This window comes from Micromonospora fiedleri (genome assembly GCF_016774385.1).
In the GTDB taxonomy this organism is placed as follows: domain Bacteria; phylum Actinomycetota; class Actinomycetes; order Mycobacteriales; family Micromonosporaceae; genus Micromonospora; species Micromonospora gifhornensis.
Genome location: NZ_JAETXL010000012.1, coordinates 47,124 through 64,510, shown reverse-complemented (window position 1 = coordinate 64,510; position 17,387 = coordinate 47,124). Strand labels below are relative to the sequence as shown.

14 protein-coding genes are annotated in these 17,387 nt (G+C 72.2%); 5 read left to right on the top strand and 9 right to left on the bottom strand.

The features are described 5' to 3' along the window. Positions 1–24: 24 nt before the first annotated feature. Genes JMF97_RS27075 through JMF97_RS27065 form a run of 3 tightly spaced genes read left to right on the top strand, consistent with a single transcriptional unit; the run spans position 25 to position 3,046 of the window. The gene (locus JMF97_RS27075) at positions 25–1,152 is read left to right on the top strand and encodes a saccharopine dehydrogenase NADP-binding domain-containing protein (protein ID WP_307817120.1); all 1,128 of its coding nucleotides are present in this window, start codon (positions 25–27) and stop codon (positions 1,150–1,152) included. Further along, positions 1,149–2,282 (top strand): Gfo/Idh/MocA family oxidoreductase, encoded by a 1,134-nt coding sequence (locus tag JMF97_RS27070; protein ID WP_203224094.1) that lies wholly within the window; start codon positions 1,149–1,151, stop codon positions 2,280–2,282. Before JMF97_RS27075 ends, JMF97_RS27070 begins: the two co-directional genes overlap by 4 nt. Next, complete coding sequence (locus JMF97_RS27065; protein ID WP_307817119.1) at positions 2,279–3,046, top strand: thioesterase II family protein; 768 nt, start codon at positions 2,279–2,281, stop codon at positions 3,044–3,046. The genes JMF97_RS27070 and JMF97_RS27065 overlap by 4 nt, the downstream gene beginning before the upstream one ends. Positions 3,047–3,104: 58 nt before the next feature. On the opposite strand, the gene JMF97_RS27060 is transcribed toward JMF97_RS27065, so the two are convergent. The 6 genes from JMF97_RS27060 to JMF97_RS27035 form a co-directional block, all read right to left on the bottom strand. After that, on the bottom strand, positions 3,105–4,718 hold the full coding sequence (locus tag JMF97_RS27060; protein WP_203224093.1) for an AMP-binding protein: 1,614 nt from the start codon (positions 4,716–4,718) through the stop codon (positions 3,105–3,107). Continuing rightward, positions 4,715–5,731 (bottom strand): methyltransferase, encoded by a 1,017-nt coding sequence (locus tag JMF97_RS27055; protein ID WP_203224092.1) that lies wholly within the window; start codon positions 5,729–5,731, stop codon positions 4,715–4,717. Before JMF97_RS27055 ends, JMF97_RS27060 begins: the two co-directional genes overlap by 4 nt. A gap of 66 nt (positions 5,732–5,797) precedes the next feature. After that, positions 5,798–6,142: an MmcQ/YjbR family DNA-binding protein gene (locus JMF97_RS27050; RefSeq protein ID WP_013731206.1), complete on the bottom strand. Its 345-nt coding sequence runs from the start codon at positions 6,140–6,142 to the stop codon at positions 5,798–5,800. A 35-nt stretch (positions 6,143–6,177) separates the two neighbouring features. Next, the gene (locus JMF97_RS27045) at positions 6,178–7,245 is read right to left on the bottom strand and encodes an acyl-CoA dehydrogenase family protein (RefSeq protein WP_203224091.1); all 1,068 of its coding nucleotides are present in this window, start codon (positions 7,243–7,245) and stop codon (positions 6,178–6,180) included. A gap of 30 nt (positions 7,246–7,275) precedes the next feature. Next, entirely contained in the window at positions 7,276–8,433 is a 1,158-nt protein-coding gene (locus JMF97_RS27040; protein ID WP_203224090.1) for an acyl-CoA dehydrogenase family protein, read from the bottom strand. 52 nt (positions 8,434–8,485) lie between these two features. Then, complete coding sequence (locus tag JMF97_RS27035) at positions 8,486–9,685, bottom strand: cytochrome P450 (RefSeq protein WP_203224089.1); 1,200 nt, start codon at positions 9,683–9,685, stop codon at positions 8,486–8,488. Positions 9,686–9,841: 156 nt separating this feature from the next. Between JMF97_RS27035 and JMF97_RS27030 the strand changes: the two genes are divergently transcribed. After that, complete coding sequence (locus JMF97_RS27030) at positions 9,842–11,110, top strand: condensation domain-containing protein (protein ID WP_203224088.1); 1,269 nt, start codon at positions 9,842–9,844, stop codon at positions 11,108–11,110. 216 nt (positions 11,111–11,326) lie between these two features. Here the strand turns inward: JMF97_RS27030 and JMF97_RS27025 are convergent, their stop codons facing one another. Next, positions 11,327–11,680 carry a VOC family protein gene (locus JMF97_RS27025; RefSeq protein ID WP_013731211.1) on the bottom strand — a complete coding sequence of 118 codons (354 nt, stop codon included), beginning with the start codon at positions 11,678–11,680 and terminating at the stop codon, positions 11,327–11,329. Positions 11,681–11,884: 204 nt separating this feature from the next. Here JMF97_RS27025 and JMF97_RS27020 point away from each other — a divergent pair, with 204 nt between their 5' ends. Beyond that, positions 11,885–12,910, top strand: a complete 1,026-nt coding sequence (locus tag JMF97_RS27020; RefSeq protein WP_203224087.1) for an acyl-CoA dehydrogenase family protein — start codon at positions 11,885–11,887, stop codon at positions 12,908–12,910. Positions 12,911–12,978: 68 nt separating this feature from the next. Here JMF97_RS27020 and JMF97_RS27015 read toward each other — a convergent pair whose 3' ends face one another. After that, the gene (locus JMF97_RS27015; RefSeq protein WP_203224086.1) at positions 12,979–16,896 is read right to left on the bottom strand and encodes a non-ribosomal peptide synthetase; all 3,918 of its coding nucleotides are present in this window, start codon (positions 16,894–16,896) and stop codon (positions 12,979–12,981) included. Between the two features lie 245 nt (positions 16,897–17,141). Next, entirely contained in the window at positions 17,142–17,375 is a 234-nt protein-coding gene (locus tag JMF97_RS27010) for an acyl carrier protein (RefSeq protein WP_102656819.1), read from the bottom strand. Between the last annotated feature and the right edge of the window lie 12 nt (positions 17,376–17,387).

Genomic DNA, 17,387 nt, shown 5'->3' with positions numbered 1-17,387 from the left:
GGCCGGGTCGCCGGAGGTCTCCCGGTGACCGGGACGCCGCCGGTGGTGGGGGTCGTCGGCGCGGCCGGGGCGGTCGGTTCCGTTGCGGTGACCGAGTTGCACCGGCGGGGCCGGCACACGCTGCGCCTCGCCGGTCGCCGCCGCGCACCCCTCGACGCGTTGTCCGACGGGCTCACCGCCACCGGATCCGCGCCCGCCGACGGATCGTGGCCCACCGTCGAGGTGGTCGACCTCGACGACGCCGACGCGTTGCAGCGCTTCTGTGCCGGCTGCGACGTCGTGCTCAACTGCGCCGGCCCGGCGTACCTGGTCGAGGACCGGGTGGCGCGGGCGGCGCTCGCCGCCGGTGCCGACTACGTCGACGCCGCCGGTGACGACGTGCTGTGGGAGCAGGTGCGGGCTCTGTTGGCGGGAGCGCCGGAGCGGACCGCGGTGATCTCCGCCGGCATGATGCCCGGCCTGAGCGCCCTGCTTCCCCGGCATCTCGCCGCCGCCCTGCCGCAGCCGCCGCGCGCCCTGCTGGGCTACCTCGGTGGTCGGGACCGGTTCACCGCCACCGCCGCAGCCGACTACCTGCGGGTGGGGGAGGGCTTCGGTCAGGCCGGGGCGGCGCTGACCGCAGGCGTACGACAGTCGCTGCCCACCCGTACCGACGTGGAGTTGCCGTTCTTCCCGGAACCGGCGACGGCGGTGCCGTACCTGAGCACCGAACTGGAACGGGTGGCCCGGGACCTGGGCGTCACCGACGCCACCTGGCACTCCGTCTTCGCCGGCCCGCACGTGGCGCAGGTGCTGCGGCAGCCCCCGACCGGCGGGGACGCCGCCGAGGCGCTGCGCCGCGCCGCCGAGCTGGACGCCTTCGGGCAGGCGACCTACCAGCTGTTCGTGGTGGAGCTGACCACCGCCGCCGGTGACGCCCGGACCCTCGTGCTGCGCGGTGCCAGCGCCAGCGCGCTCACCGGCGCGTTCGCGGCCGTCGCCGTGGCCGCGCTCACCGGGGGGAACCTGGCTGCCGGCCTGCACCTCGCGGGGGAGGCGCTCGACCCGCAGCTCGCCGTGGACCTGCTCGCCGGCTCGGCCGCCGTGAGCGACCTGAGCGTGTTCGACGGTGAAGCCGCCCACGTCGGCGGCCACGTGGAGGAGGCAGTGTGAGGCAACGTCCCCGGGTCGTCGTCTGTGGCGCCCGATTCGGTCAGGTCTACCTGGAGGCGTTCCGCAACCCGGAACTGCCCTTCGAGTTGGCCGGTGTGATCGCTGCCGGCAGCGAACGCTCCCGCGCCTGCGCCCGCCGTTACGACGCGCCGCTGTACACCGACCCGGACCAGCTGCCCGACGACATCGACATGGCGTGTGTGGTGATCCGGGGCGGCCTGCTCGGCGGGCGGGGCTCGGAGCTGGCCCGCGCGCTGATGGCCCGGGGCATCCACGTGCTCCAGGAGCACCCCCTGCACCACGACGAGCTGGCGGAGAACCTGCGTACCGCCCGCCGGCACGGCGTCGTCTACCACCTGAACCCGTTCTACACGCACGTCGCCCCGGTACGCCGGTTCGTCGCGGCGGCGCAGGAGCTGTTGCGGCGGCAGCGCCCGCTCTACATCGACGCGGCGGCCGGGTTCCAGCTGGCGTACTCGCTGCTGGACATCCTCGGGCAGTCCCTCGGCGGGGTACGGCCGTTCGCCTTCGGTGACCTGCCCGCGACGATGCCCACGGTGGCCGCCGCGACCAGACTGGACATCCCCTTCCGCAGCCTCGACGGGGTGCTGGCCGGGGTGCCCACCACGCTGCGGATCCAGAACCAGATGGACCCCGCCGACCCGGACAACTACGCCCACCTGATGCACCGCATCAGCATCGGCACCGAGGCCGGGAACCTGACCCTGGTCAACACCCACGGGCCGGTGGTCTGGTCGGCCCGCCCCGACTTCCCCCGCGAGGTCGCCGACCCGAACGCCGACCCCCACTACGCCACCATGCCGGACGACGCGCAGGCGCCCAGCGCCGTCGTGCTCGGCCCGGCCACCGTGCCGTCGTACCGGCACATCTTCCGCAGCCTGTGGCCGGCCGGCATCGCGCACGCCCTCACCGAGCTGCACCAGGCCGCCGAGGAACAGCAGGATCCGTTGCGCCGGGGCCAGTACCACCTGTCGCTGTGCAAGCTGTGGCAGGACCTGACCCTGCGGCTCGGCCCGCCGGAGCTGCTCTCCTCCACCCCGCCCGAGCCGTTGACCGACGACGACCTCAAGGCCATCGCCGCCGCCGGTGACGAGGCGGCCCGACCGTGAGGACGACCGCGCAGGCCACGTCCTGGTTGCGCCGCTACCGGCCCCGTCCGGCCGCGACCTGGCGCCTGGTCTGCTTCCCGTACGCCAGCGGCAACGCGACCTTCTACCGGCAGTGGGCCGTACGGCTGCCCGCCGAGGTGGAGGTCGTGGCGGTGCAGTACCCCGGTCGGCTGGACCGCATCCACGAGCCGTGCGTACGGGACATGGCCGCCATGGTCGACGAGATCGTCGCCGCGCTGCAACCGTTGCTGCACACCGACTTCGCGCTGTTCGGGCACAGTATGGGTGCCGCCGTCGCGTACGAGGTGGCGCACCGGCTCGAACACGGTCTCGGTGCTCCGCCGCGCCGGCTGATCGTCTCCGGTCGGCCGGCCCCGCAGCACCACCGGCCGGGCGTCAAGCACCTCGGCAGCGACGAGGAACTCTGGGACGAGCTGCGCCGCCTCGGCGGCACCACCGACGAGGCGCTGGCCCATCCGGAGCTGCGCAGCGCGTTGATGCCCACGCTGCGGGCCGATTACCGGCTCGTCGAGACGTACCGGCCCACCTTCGGCGCGCCGCTGTCGGTGCCGGTCACCGCGATCACCGGCGACGACGACCCGGAGGCACACGTGCCCGAGGTCGCCGACTGGCGGCGCTGCACCACCGGGGACTTCCAGCTCCGGGTGCTGCCCGGGCACCACTTCTACCTGATCGACCGGCAGGCCGAGGTGCTTGACCACCTCCGCGAGGCGCTCGGCCTGCCCGCCGGTCAGCCGTACTGACCGTCGATCGCCGACGGCCCGCCGCAGTGTCGGGCCGGCTCCGGCCCGCAGCGGGCGGTCAGGGTGTTGTGGGCGGTCCGGCCGGTACCGGCTCGGCGGAGCGGAGTCGGCCGGCCAGGTAGTCCTGCCACATCAGGCGGCGGCGGGGTTTGCCGCTGCTGGTGCGGGCCACCGCGCCGGCCGGTACCACCACCACCTCCACCGGCACCCCCTCCGCGGCGACCTCGGCCGCCGCGCACGCCGCCGACAGCCAGCCCGGCTCGGGTCGGACCAGCAGCAGGACCACCCGGGGTGCGTCACCGACCTGCCCGAGCAGGGCGGTGATCCGCCCGACCGGCGCGCCGCAGGCCGAGACCGCCGCCGCCTCGACGTCCTCGGCGAGCAGCATCCGGCCGCGTACCTTGACGCCGTCACCGAGGCGACCCAGCACGAACAGTTCCCCGTCGACGAGGAACCCCGCGTCACCGGTGTGCACCTCGCCGTCGACCAGCCGGGTGCCGCTGGCTGTGCCGTCGGCGTTCGCCGGCAGATAACCCGCCGCCACGGACGGGCCACGCACCACGATCTCGCCGACCGTGCCGTCGTCGACGACCCGGCCGTCGTCGTCCACCACCGTCACCTGCGCACCGGCGAGTGGACGCCCGCAACCCACCACCTCACCCTGCTCGACGGTGGCGGTACGCCAGCCGGTGTCCAGCGGTACGCCGGTCACCGACAGCGTCGCCTCAGCCAGCCCGTACGCGGGCAGCAGCGCCTCACGGCGCAGCCCGTGCGGTGCGGCGAAGCGGGCGAACTCGGTCAACAGGGCGGGCTGGATCCGCTCCGCGCCGACGATCACCGCCCGCCACGCCGAGAAGTCCATGCCGACGAGGGCTTTGCGGGGCACCCGCCGGACGATGTGGTCCAGCCCGAAGGCCGGCATCGCGGTCAGCCGGGCACCGTGGCGGCCGAAGCACTCCAGGTAGCGCAGCGGCCGGCGGACGAAGTCGCCGGGCGACATCAGCCACAGGTCCGACCCGGTGGCCACCGGCGCCAGCAGGCAGCCCACCAGGCCCATGTCGTGGTGCACGGGCAGCCAGGAGGCGGTCGGGTCGTCGGGGGTCATCCGCAGCCACCCCTGGATGCCGGCGACGGTGGCGGCCAGCGCCGGACGGGGCACCCGGACCCCGCGCACCCGACCGCTGCTGCCCGAGGTGAACTGCACCAGCGCCAGCCCCTCCGGTGTCGGTGCCGCCGCCCAGCGGTCGTCGACGCCGGCGAGCAACCCCGCACCGTCGTACGCGGGCACGCCCGCCCGGGCGCAGACCTCGGCCACCAGGGGCAGCGCCGGGTCGTGCACGACCAGTCGGGGCGTACTGGCCCGCAGCACGCCACGCAGGTGCTCGGTCCAGCGTTCCCGGTCACCGAAGGGCGGGGGCGGTGCCACCGGCGAGGCGGCGGCACCGGCCAGCATGCTGCCGAACAGCAGCCCCACGAACCGTGGGCCGGTGGTCTCCACTATCGACACCACATCGCCCGCGTCCACCCCGGCGGCGTGCAGCGCCGCCGCGTACCGGCGTACCAGGTCGGCCAGGTCGGCGTACGACCAGAATCGCCACGATCCGTCGGGTTCGGCGAACCGGATGCCGCGCCGCTCGTCGGGCCGGTCCAGCCAGGCGAGCGGGCCGGTCACGCGGGCGCCGCCTCGATGATCGGGAACATCGGGGTGGAGATGCTGCGCACCAGCTCCAACCCGGCGCGGTTCAGCAGCTCGCGCTGCTGGTCGAGGGTCCGCGCGCCACCGGCGGTCAGGGTGTGCATGAGCAGGTCCATGCGGCGGGCCAGCGCCGGCACCTCGGCCTCCTGCCGTCCGGCCTCCATGATGAACAGCCGGCTGTGCGGCTTCATCGCGGCCCGGACCCGGCCCAGGATGCCCACCACCTCGTCGTCGCTCCAGCTGTACAGGATGCGCTTGAGCACGTACGCGTCGCCGCCGGGCGGGATCGGCCCCTCCAGGAAGCTGCCCGGCACCACCTCGACCCGGTCGGCGACCCCGGCGGCGGCCAGTACGGCGGGGGCGTTCGCCACCACACCCGGCAGGTCGAACAGCACCCCACTGGCACCGCGGACCCGACGCAGCAGGCTGGCCAGGAAGCCGCCGTTGCCGCCGCCGACGTCGACGATGCTGTCGAAGCGCTGCCAGTCACAGGCGCGCAGCACCGCCAGCAACTCCATGCTGGTGACCCCGCTCATCACCTTGTCGAACGCCTCGCCGTCCTCGGGCTGGGCGCGCAGGTGATCCCACATGGACCGGCCGTGCACCACGTCGAACGCGGGCCCACCGGTACGGATCGACTCGGGCAGCCCTTCCATCGCCCGGGTGCACGCCACCGGGGAGAGGAAGATGTCGCGGGCCGAGTAGGGGTGCTCCTCGCGCAGCAGATCCGACAGCGGGGTCAACGCCACGCTGTCCGGCTCCACCAGCTCGAACACCTCCCGGGTCGCGAGGTACTCCAGGGTCTTGCGGAGGGTGGGCTCGTGGGTCCCGGTCGCCTCGGCCAGCCGGGACATTGGCATCGGCCCGTCCACCAGGTGGTCGGCCACGCCGAGCAGGCAGACCGCCCGGATGGTGTACGGCAGGAGGTAGTCGCCGAGCTCAAGAAGCTTGAAGATCGAATCGGCGTCGATGGTGCGCCTGGTGCCCACGGGTGTCTCCGTCCCTTCGCGTGAGGCTCCGACGGCCGACGGCCGCCGGAGTCGCGTGGCGGGGCGTCAGGAATCGGCCTCGTCCAACTCGGCCTGCAACTTCCTGGACGCGAGCCGGCGCCACGCATCGGTGATCAGCTCTCGCAGCTGTGTCGGGTCGACCGTCGCCAGCTCGACGAAGGTCCACCCGCTCTGCCCGTACTTGTTGTTCGGCGCCGAGAAGGTCGCCGGGTCCTGGCTGATGAGCGCCGCCTGCTCGGCGACGTCGATCCGCAGCCCCATCACGCCGGGCCGGGGCAGGGTGCAGAAGATCTTGTTGCTGACCCGGAAGTCGGTCACGTCGAAGTGCGCCGACTGGTGCGCTCCGGGGAGCGACAGGGCGATGCTGCTGACGGTTTCGGGGCTGACCACTTCGGCCTCCTCGGTTGTCGACGGACGCCGTCACGCTAACGTCCGTCGGGTGCGGTCGGGGTGATCTCGTCCGGGTCGGCACGCCGCAGCAGCCGCTCGGCCACCCGGTCGTGCGGGTCGTCACCGAAGCCGGGGTAGGCCTCCAACCACAGCGCCCGGCGCAGCCACCGGTGCAGCGGGTACTCCCAGGTCACTCCCATTCCACCGGTGATCTGGATGGCCGTCTCGCAGGTGCGTACCGCCGCGCTGCGCGCCACCAGCACCGCCTCATCAACCGCCTGCGCGCACGCCTCGGTCTCGTGCTGCACCAGCCAGGCGGCGCGGTAGGCCAGCGACCGGGCCAACTCGGTGTCGACGTACGCCTCGGTCAGCTGGTGTGCCACGGCCTGGAAGCTGCCGATCGGCCGCCCGAACTGCTCCCGCTGGCGGGCGTGGGCCACGGCCATGTCCAGCGCACCCGCTGCGACCCCGACCGCCTCGGCGGCCAGCAGCACCCCGCCGCGCAACCGGGCGGTACGCGCCGCCTCCGCCGCGCGGTCCGGCTCGACGAGCAGCCGTGCCGGCGTGCCGTCGCACCGGACCCGGGCCATCCGGCGAAGGGTGTCCAGTGTCGACAGCTCCTCGACGACCAGTCCGGCGGAGCCGGTGTCGCAGGTGAACACGGCCGGTCCCTGGTCGGTGTCCGCGTGTACCACGAGGCAGCGCACCGCGCCGGCCTGCGGAACCGCCGCGACCTGCCCGGTGAGGGTCCAGCCCTGCGGCGAGCGCACGGCCCGCACCGTGCCGCCGCCGTCGGCGAAGGTGGCCGGCACGGTCAACTGCTCCCCGGCGGCCAGGGCGTACGGTGCGGCCAGCGCGACCGTCGTCCACCACGGCGTGGGGTGCAGGCACCGGCCGCTCTCCTCGGCCAGCAACGTCAGCTCGACCATGCCCAGGTCGTCGTCGAGCCAGCCCTGCCGGATCAGCTCGGGCCAGGCACCGGCCTCGCTCCCGCCGGGCCCCTCCGCCAGGGCACACACCCGCAGCGGCGGATAGTGCCGCTCCAGGTGGTCCCGGGCGGCCTGCCGGATCGCCCGCTGCTCATCGGTGAGGGCAAAGTCCATGGTCATCTCCGTGTCGTCGCGGGCCGGTAGTCACTGGCGGGACCGGGGCAGGCCCAGCACGCGCTCGGCGACGATCCCGCGAAGGATCTCGGAGGTGCCGCCCTCGATCGTGTTGGCCCGGCTGCGCAACCGCTGCCGCTGCCAGTACCCGTGCCAGGCGGCGTCACCGCCGTCGAGCAGCGCCGCCGGACCCTGCAGGCGCAGCGCGAGCGCGCAGACCCGCTGGTGCAGCAGCGACCATTCGAGCTTGAGGATGGAGGATTCGGCGCCGGGCTCACCCGAGCGGCGCAGCGCGGCGAGCGACCGGTAGCCGGTGTACCGCAGCCCCTGCAACCGGGCGTGCAACATGGCCAACTCGCGGCGGACGGCCGGGTCCTTCTCGGCGCCGACCTCGTGGACCAGCCGCAGCAGCCGGTCGAACTGCGCGACCAACCGGGCGGTGAGGGTGATGCCGAACGTGCCCCGCTCGTGGGCAAGCGTCGACAACGCCACCGACCAGCCCCTGCCGACCTCGCCCACGACGTCCCCGTCGTCGACCCGCGCGTCGGTCAGGATGATCTGGTTGAAATCGGTGTCGCCGTTGAGCTGCCGCAGCGGCGACACCTTCACACCCGGTGCCCGCATGTCCAGCAGGAAGCAGGTCAACCCCTGGTGCTTCGGCTCGGCGGGGCCGGTGCGGGCCAGCAGCAGGCAGTGGTCGGCCAGGTGGGCGTAGGAGGACCAGACCTTCTCGCCGTCGAGCAGGTAGCCGTCCGGCTCCGCCCGCCGCGCCGAGGTGCGCACCGCCGCCAGGTCCGAGCCGGCGTCCGGCTCCGAGAATCCCTGGCAGAACAGGGTACGACCGGACAGGATGCCGGGCAGGTAGCGCGCCTTCTGCTCGTCGGTGCCGTGCGCGATGAGCGTCGGACCGACCATGTTCATCCCGATGATGTTGATGTGGTCGGGCGCGCCCGCGCGTGCCGTCTCCTCCACGAAGATGGCCTGGTAGGCGGCGCTGAGGCCGCGACCGCCGTACTCCTTCGGCCAGGTGATGCCCGCGTAGCCGGCCGTGGAGAGGTCACGGCTCCAGTCGCGCAGCTCGTCGGTGCTCCAGGTGCGGGACGGGTCGTCGTCCGGCAGGCGGGACCGCAGCCAGTCGCGCAGTTCGGCGCGGAACGCGGCCTCGGCCGGGTCGTCGTGCAGGTTCAACGCCGTCCTCGCTTCCTGGCGGCCGGGTCCGGGCGCCGCATGCTGGTCACCGTCACGCCGGCCGCACCGCGAGCGGCACCTGGTCGTACGTGCGGAAGTTGAAGCGCGGCCGGCGCACCGGCTCGCCGTCGAGTTCGATGGCGCGGGTACGACCCAGCAGCCGGTCGAAGACGGCGACGCCTTCGGCGCGGGCCAGGGCCGCACCCAGGCAGTGGTACACGCCGGCACCGAAGCTGAGGTGCTGGTTGGGTCGCCGGCCGACGTCGAAACGGTCCGGCTCGTCGAACTGCTCCGGATCCCGGTTGGCCGACCCGACCAGCAGGTACAGGACGCGGCCGGGCCGGATGACCCGGTCGGCGACCTCCACCGGCTCCAGTGGGCTGCGCATGGTCACCTGGATCGGCGCCTCGTAGCGCAGCATCTCCTCGATCGCGGTGGCGGTGCCGGCGGTCCCGGCGCGCAGCCGGGCAAGCTGGTCGGGGTGCTCCAGCAGGGCGACCATGCCGTTGGTGATCATGCCCATCGACGTCTCGAAGCCGGCGTAGAAGACGGTGATCGCGTTGTCGACGATCTCCTCGCGGCGCAGCCGCTGCCCGTCCGACTCGGTGGTCGCCATCCGGGTCAGCAGGTTGTCGCCGCCCGGACCGTTCTCGACCAGGTCGCCGAGGTATTCGCGCAGCCAGCGCAGCGACCGGACCGCCTCGTCGATGTCCCGGTCGTTGCCGAACGCCACGTCGCTGAAGGCCCGGACCAACTGCGCCGCGTGCGGCCACAGCAGGGACCGGTCGGCGGCCGGTACCCCGAGCAGGTCGCAGATCACCATCAGCGGAAACGGCAGCGCCAGGTCGGCGACCAGGTCCATCCGGCCGGTCGCCAGCACGGGTTCGAGCAGGTCGTCCACCAGGGAGGTCATGCGTTCGCCGAGCCGCCGGACCAGACCAGGGCTGAACGAGCTGACCAGCACCCGGCTGGCGAGCCGGTTGCGCTGGCCGAGGTTCTGCCCGGACAGGAAGCCGCTCAGCTCCGGATCACCGACGGTGAAGCGGTAGTACTGCTCCGGCAGGGTCTTGGTCAGCCGCTGATCCTTCAGCAGCGCGGCCACCTCGCGGTAGCCCGGCACCACCCACTGCCCCGGTCCGTTGCTCAGCACCGCACCGGTACGGCGCAGGTGCTCGTACGTGGGGAACGGGTCGGCCAGCAGGCGAGGATCCGAGACGTCGAAACTGACCCGTGGCGCGCGAACGGCTGTCATAGGGGCCTCCCGACGGACCGGTACGGCGTGCACGACCCGCGTCCGCCGCCGATTATTCGGGCTCCGCGAAACTCGTGTCAAGGAGTGTCTGCGGAGACTGTTCGAGTATCTTCCAAACCCTCGTAACCACACGCGTACTGCGGTAGCGTCGCGGCCATGCGAGAGTTACCGGCTTCGGTGGGTCAACGCCTCCTGTGGCTGATGGACCACTATCGAGGACAGCAGCACTCCCTCAACGAGCAGGTCGTGTGGCACCTGCGCGGCGACTGCGACGTCGCCGCCCTGCAGCGCGCGGTCGACCTGCTGCACGAGCGACACGAGTCGCTGCGGACGACGTTCGTCGCCCGGAAACGTCAACTCGTCCAGGTGATCAACCCGCCACGTCCGGTGGAACTGCTCCGCGTGGACACCTCCGGGCACGCCAACCCCCGCGAGGCCGCCCGCGAACACATCGCCGCCGAGCTGTCCACCGCCGTGGACTTCGGGGTGTGGCCCACCCGACCCACCCTGATCACCGTCGGTCCCGAGCACCACATCTTCGTGCTGACCATGCACCACTACGTCAGCGACGACTGGTCCAACGCGCTGCTCTCCCGCGACATCCGGGCGCTCTACCAGGGCGAGGAACTGCCGGAGATCGGCTGGCAGTACGCCACCTGGGCGGACTGGCAGCGGGAGCGGATCTCCGGGCCGGACTCGACGGCGCTGTTCGACCACTGGCGCGGTCAACTCGACGGGGCACGACTGGTACGCCTGCCCGAGCGTGCCGAGGTCCCCCGCGGCCCGGACGAGCCGGCCTGGGTCTCGGTGGAGCTGACCATCGACGCGCACGTCGTGCAGGGCCTGCACCAACTCGCCCGCCGGCAGCGCACCACCCTCTTCCCGGTGATGCTCTCCCTGTTCTACCTGGTGCTGCACCGGGCCACCGGCCAGTCGGACCTGACGGTCGCGTCGCTGTTCGCCAACCGCAGCCGGCCCGAGGTCCGCGACACCGTCGGCTTCTTCGTCTCCATGGTGCTGCTGCGCGGTCGGGTGGACGACGCCGAGCCCTTCACCGACCTGCTGCGACAGGTGCGCAACGTGGTGATGGAGGGCCTGCGCCACCAGGAGTTGCCGGCGCAGCTGCTGCCGCCCGGCCTGGTCACCGGCGAGGGCCGTACCGACGACGTCATGTTCCAGCTGCTCGGGTCGTTCGTGCCGCGAGCCGACATGAGCGGCGATGAGCTGGACGACCTGGAGGCGCAGCTGGAGCGCAGCCGCTTCGCGCTGGAGTTCGTCGTCGTACCGCAGGACGAGACGCTCACCGCCGTCCTGATGTGCGACCGCGACCGGTTCACCCCGGACTGGGCGCACCAACTGGTCAAGGACTACGTGCAGCTGGCCGCCGCCGTGGTCGCCGACCCGCACCGCCTCCCGACCGCCTGAGCGGGCGCCCTGGCTCGGGGAGGGGTTGGTTGGGGCGGTCACCGTTACGGCGTTGTGGCGGTGTTCCAGAGGGTCGGTGACCACCGTTTCGGCGAAACGGAGTTGATCAGCCGGGCCGAGCTCGTCGCGATGGGCGGGGCGCAGCTGTGCACGAACCCGTGCGCAGACGAGCGGTGGTGGTCGGCGGAGTGCGCCGACCACCACCGTCGCGTCCGGTCAGCTGGCCTTGGGGAGTTCCCGCAGGCCGAAGGCGACGCCCTGGTTGTCGCGGCACTCGGCGAACGCGCCGTAGTCGGGGCTCGGCGGCCGCAGCGGGCCCACCTCGCCGCCCAGCTCCTTGACCCGCTCGACGGCCGCGGCCAGGTCGTCCACGGCGAAGTAGACGATGATGTGCGGCGGGTCGGTGTCCGGGTGGGAGCCGGCCTCCAGGCCCGCGGGCGCGCCCGGCATCTCGATGTACGACCCGTGGGTGAGCATCGTGAACTTCCAGCCGAACAGCGCCTCGTAGAAGTCCCGGGTGCGTTCGGGAACCGGGACTGCAAACTCGATGAACGAAGGTTCTCCTGCCACGGCGCCCTCCGGTGCGTGATCTGTCAGGAAAGATGTCCTAGCATCATAACGGGCATTGACTCGTCTTTTGCAGACACACAAGGATGCTAGTAAAGACGAGTTCTGGTGGTTGGCGGGTCAGCCACCGCGGCAGCCGACGCGGCCACCGGGCTCATGGGCCCGCACCACCGGCCCCCCGGGGCCCCGTTAACGGAGGGCACTGCTGTGACTGTCTCCATCGACGAGTCCACGAGCCTGCGACAGGCGCGCGAGATCGCCGACGAGGTGTTCTTCCCCGCCGCGCTGGCGGTCGACGCCGCTGACCGTGTACCCATCTCCCACCTGGACCTGCTCGCCGAGCACGGCTTCTACGGACTGGCCGCACCTCCGGAGTTCAACCGCCTCGACCTGCCGAGCTTCCCTGCGGTGTGCCGGGTCATCGAGACCCTAGCCAGCGGCTGCCTCACCACCACGTTCCTCTGGGCTCAGCATCACAACGCGGTGATGGCGGCGGCCAACACCGGCAACGCCGAGCTGCGGGCGGCCTGGTTGGAGCCGCTGGCCACCGGGCAACGCCGGGCGGGGCTGGCGATCGGCGCGGCGGTGCGGCCCGGTCCGGCGGCGCTGTCGGCCACGCCGGTCGACGGTGGATTCCTGTTCTCCGGCGACGCGCCGTGGGTGAGCGGCTGGGGCCTGGTCGACACGATCTACGTGGCGGCCCGGCTCGCCGACGACACGCTGGTCTTCGCGCTGGTCGACGCCGCGACGAGTGACACGCTGACCGTCGAGCCGCTGCGCATGTCGGCGGTGAACGCCAGCAGCACGGTGACGGTCACCTTCGACAACCACTTCGTGTCTGCCGACCGGGTCGCCAACCAGATGCCGCTGGAGGCGTGGCGACAGCGCGACCCGGCGACGTTGCGCTTCAACGGTTCGCTCGCGCTCGGCGTGGCGGACCGGGCGATCGAGCTGGCGGACGAGCCGCGCCTGCGGTCGCAGCTCGACACCGTCCGGGACCGCCTCGACAGCGCCGACCCGGAGACCATGCCCGCCGCCCGGGCCGCCGCCTCGGAGTTGGCGCTGCGGGCCAGCGCGAACCTGGCCGTGGCCGCCGGCAGCCGGGCGGTGCTGCTCGACCAGCATGCCCAGCGGCTGGTACGCGAGGCGACGTTCCTGCTGGTCTTCGGCTCCCGCCCGGGCATCCGCGACGCCCTGCACACCACGCTCACCACGTCCCCGGGCGTCGCCTGACACTCCGCCGCCGTACCGGCGATCGGGGCCCGCGACGTGAAGAACCGTCGTCGCGGGCCCCGTGCCGGTTATCGCATCTCGTCGATCAGGCGGGCGACGGCGTCGGCGTGCTCGCCGTCGACCACGGTGAAGTGATCGGCCTCCAGCATGTGGAAGCGGGCCGGGAGTTTGGCCGCGGCGTGCCGCAGCGGTGACAGGTAGCCGGCCGCCGGGCCGACGAGCCCCCGCGACGCCTCCACCACGTCCAGCTCAAGACCGTCTTCGGGGACGAGCGAGTACCGCAGCAGCGCCCGGGTGTTGGCCTCGAAGACGTCGTACATCGCCTGCAGTTCGGCGTACGTCATCGATTTCAGTTCTTTGAGCTGCGGGGGCGGGGCCTCCCAGATGCGGCGGAGCGTCTCCTGGGCGACGTTCGGGGTGCACGGGTCGACGGGGACCTCCACCGGCGTACCGGCGAGGTTGTGCAGGAACGCCTTCACCAGCGCGGTGTCGTCGACCGTCGGGTGGGCACCGCAGCCGACCCACGGGTCGATGAGCAGCACCGCGCACTCGCGGTCCTGTCGCCGCAACTGCCGGGCCATCTCGTACGCCACCACGCCGCCCAGCGACCAGCCGGCGAGCCGGATCGGCCGGTCCGGCGGCTCGTTCGCGAGCGTCGGCGCGAGTTCGGCCAGGTAGCCGGCGGCCAGCTCCTCGATGGTCACCCCCGGCTGTGCCGGGGACGGCGCGGACAGGCCCAGCACCCGGTGCCGCTCGCCCAACTCGGCGAGCAGTGGGCGGTAGCAGAGCAGGTCGCCGCCGACCGGGTGCACCAGGATCAGCGGGCGATGCCCGTTGTCGGAGAGCACGACCAGGTTGCCCGCCGGCCCGGTGTGACAGGCCGGGTCGAGCAGGGCGGCGATCTCCGCGATGGTGCCCGAGGTGTAGAGCGTGGCCAACGGCAGCCGTCGCCCGAACTGCTGCTCGATGCGGTTCATCAGGCGTGCCGCCAGCAGTGAACTGCCGCCGTAGGCGAAGAAGTCGACGGAGCGGCCGACCTCCGGCACCTCCAACAGCTCCTGCCACAGCCCGGCCAGGGTCCGCTCGGTGCTGGTACGGGGTGCGTCGTCCCCGACGTGCCGGGTCGCCCCCACGCCGGCCGCCCGCTCGGCCAGCTGCCGCCGGTCGACCTTGCCGTTGGTGGTCAGCGGCAGCCGCTGCCGTACGTCGATGCTGCGCGGCACCATGTACTCCGGCAACCGGGACGCGAGGTGGTCCTTCAGCTGGGTGACCAACTGCTCGGCCGGGGTCTGCGAGGCCACGAAGGCGACGAGCGACAGGGCCCGCCCGTCGGTGCGGGTGACCACTGCGGCGTCGGTGACCGCCGGGTGGGCCAGCAGCGCCGCCTCGATCTCGCCGAGTTCCACCCGGAAGCCGTTGACCTTGACCTGCGGGTCCTCCCGGCCGAGGAACTCCAGGGTGCCGTCGGGCCAGTAGCGGGCCCAGTCGCCGGTGCGGTAGATCCGTTCCTGCTGCCGTGGGTGCACCAGGAACGAGGCGGCGGTCAGTTCGTCGTCGCCCAGGTAGCCCAGGGCCAGGCCGCGCCCGCCGATGAACAGCTCACCCGGCACCCAGTCCGGGCGGTCCCGCAGGCCGGCGTCGAGCACCTGGAAGCGCTGGTTGCGCAGCGGATGACCGTACGGGATCGAGATCCAGTGTGGTGGCACCCGCACCGGCACCGGGTGGTAGTTGGACCAGATCGATGCCTCCGTCGCCCCGCCGAGGCTCACGCAGGCCGCGTGCGGCGCGATCTCCGCCAGCTCCGCGCCGAGGTTGATCGGTACCCAGTCGCCGCTGACCATGGCCAGTCGCAGCTCGGTGAGCGGACGCCGGCCGCTGGTGCGGACGAACTCCACGAACATCGCCAGGTACGCCGGCACGCTGTTCCACACCGTGACCCCGGTGGCCTGGCACAACTCGTAGAGGTGGGTGACCTCGCGCTCCTGCCCGGCGGTCGGTACGACCACCGTCCCACCGGCGGCGAGCATCCCGAACACGTCCCACACCGACAGGTCGAACGTGTAGTCGGAGACGGCGAGCACCCGGTCGCGGGGGCTGAGCCCGAACCGCTCGTTGATGTCAACGAGCGTGTTGACCACGCTGCCGTGCGAGATCATCACGCCCTTCGGCGTGCCGGAGGTACCGGAGGTGAAGATGACGTACGCCAGCGACTCGGGGCTGGTCGCCACCGCCGGCCGGGCCGCACCGTCCTGCCGGGCGATGGCGTTGGCGATGTCGATGCTGCGCCCACCGGCGTACGGCTCCTCGTCCTGGATGCTGCGGTCGGCCAGCAGCACCCGCAGTCCGCAGATCTCGGCCACCTGCTCGCGTCGACGGCGTGGCCACTGCGGCGAGACCGGCACGTACGCGGCCCCGGCCAGCAGCACCCCGAGCAACGCGACGATCTGGTGTGCCCCGCGCAGCGCCTGCACGCCGACCACCTCGCCCGGCCGTACGCCCGCCTCGACGAGTTCCGCCGCGACGGCGTTGGCCTGGTCGCGCAGCTGGGCGTAGGTGATCTCCCGGCCGTCGGCGATCACCGCGAGCCGGTCCGGCTGCCGCTCGGCCTGCTCCTCGAAGAGCTGGTGCATGGTGGCGACCCGGGCCGGTGCGGCGGTGTCGTTGACCTGCTCGCGGATCTTGAGCTGGGCCGCCGGGGTGAGGTCGAACGACTCCATCCCCCAGGCGTCGTCCTCGGTCGCCAGCCGGATCAGCAGGGACCGGTAGGCGGCGAACATGTCGTCGATCATGCCCGCCGGGTAGAGGTCGTCCGCGCTGTCCCAGGTGGTGACCAGGGCGCCGCCGGCCACGAAGACCTGGTGGTCCAACGCGACCTGCGGCGTACGGACCTTGCCCTCCAGCCGCTGCCAGCCGAGATGCTCCAGGAAGACGCCGGTGTCCGGATCCCCGACGCCGAGCATGCTGGTGAACACCACCGGCATCAGCGCGTTGCGGGCGTTGCCCGTGCGCTGGTTGAGCTGCCGGATCACGGAGACTCCGCCGAAGGAGGAGTGCTCCATGTCCTGGAGCAGCTGCCGACGCCAGGCGCGGGCCCGGTCGAGGAAGGTGCTGCCCGGGCCGACCTGGCGGCACTCCATCAGCAGGGTGCTGCTGAAGTTGCCGATGATCCGGTCGACCTCCGGATGGAACGGCAGCCGGTCGCCGTACATGATGTTGATGGTGAAGTCGGGGTTCTTCGACCAGTGCCGCAGCACCTCGCAGAACGCCGCGCCCAGCACCATCGTGCCGGTGAGCCGACTCTTCCTGATCCGCGCGGCCAGGCTGGTCCACTGCTCGGCGGTGAGCTTGAAGACCCGGCGTACCAGGCGCGGGCTCGGGTCGCCGGTCATCCGGCGGCGCGGCAGCTCCGGTGCCGCGGGCAGGGTGTCCAGCCGGTCGAGCCAGTAGCGGCGGGCCCGCTCGTGTTCGTCGCTGTCCTTGCGTCGCTCGACCTCGTTGCGGTACTCCCGGAAGGTGTACCGCAGCGGGGGCAGCGACTCGCCGTCGAGCAGGGCCCGGAGCTCCTGGGCGAAGATCTCACCCGAGAACCCGTCGATGGCCAGCAGCCGCGCGCAGACCTGCACCACGATGTGGGTGTCCAGGGCGAAGACGAAGACCTCGAACGGCGCGTGCCGGCCGCGTGGCGGCCCCTCGTCGTAACAGCGCTCCCGGTTGCGGGTGAGCAGCCGCCGACAGACGTGTTCCGGCTGCCCGCGCAGCGACCGGTAGGTCAGCGGTACGGGCAGCTCGTCCTGGACGTGCAGCAGGCCCGTCTCGTCGAACGACGCGCGGAGCATCTCGTGCCGGCGCATGAGCTGGTGCAGGGCCGAGCTGAAGGCCCGGATGTCCAGCTCCTGACAGGCGTATTCCTCGAAGAAGAGGGCAGGACCACCGAGCTGGAAATCGCCCAGCTCGCCGAGCAGGTACGCGTACTGCAGATCGCTCAACGGTGCCGAGTGTGCCCCCGAAGCGTCCGCGCGCGACGGTGCCGGCGGCGGGGCCTGGGGGACGCTGGCTGACGAAGGGTGGTGCTCCGATCTGGCGATGTCCATGACGTTCCCTCGGGATGGCCGGTTGACAACGAAGTGGTACGAATGCCCCCGCCGGAGGTGTGCCCCGGACGGGTTCTTGAGCTGCGGTCGACCGGTGACTGCTGGCGACCGGTGAGGGAGAGGTGCGAGCCGGGCGACGGCTACCGGGCAGCGGCCCGTAGTTCGTCCACCGCACCGGTCAGTTCCGCCGGAGTGGGCCGGTCGAAAACCTCGATCATCGGTAGCTGTACGCCGAAGACGATGTTCACCCAGTGCACGATGGCCGCTGCCGCCATCGAATCGCCTTCGAGGTCGTCGAAGAAGTCGGTGTCCGGCCCCACCTGGCGGCCGAAAATGTTCTTCCAGATGTCGAGCATCTGTTCTTCGCTTGTCACGATGCCTCCCCA

Coding starts and splice junctions, on each gene's coding strand:
- JMF97_RS27045 (WP_203224091.1), bottom strand. CDS start 7,245: ATGGACTTTGCCCTCACCGATGAGCAGCGGGCGATCCGGCAGGCCGCC.
- JMF97_RS27035 (WP_203224089.1), bottom strand. CDS start 9,685: ATGACAGCCGTTCGCGCGCCACGGGTCAGTTTCGACGTCTCGGATCCT.
- JMF97_RS27030 (WP_203224088.1), top strand. CDS start 9,842: ATGCGAGAGTTACCGGCTTCGGTGGGTCAACGCCTCCTGTGGCTGATG.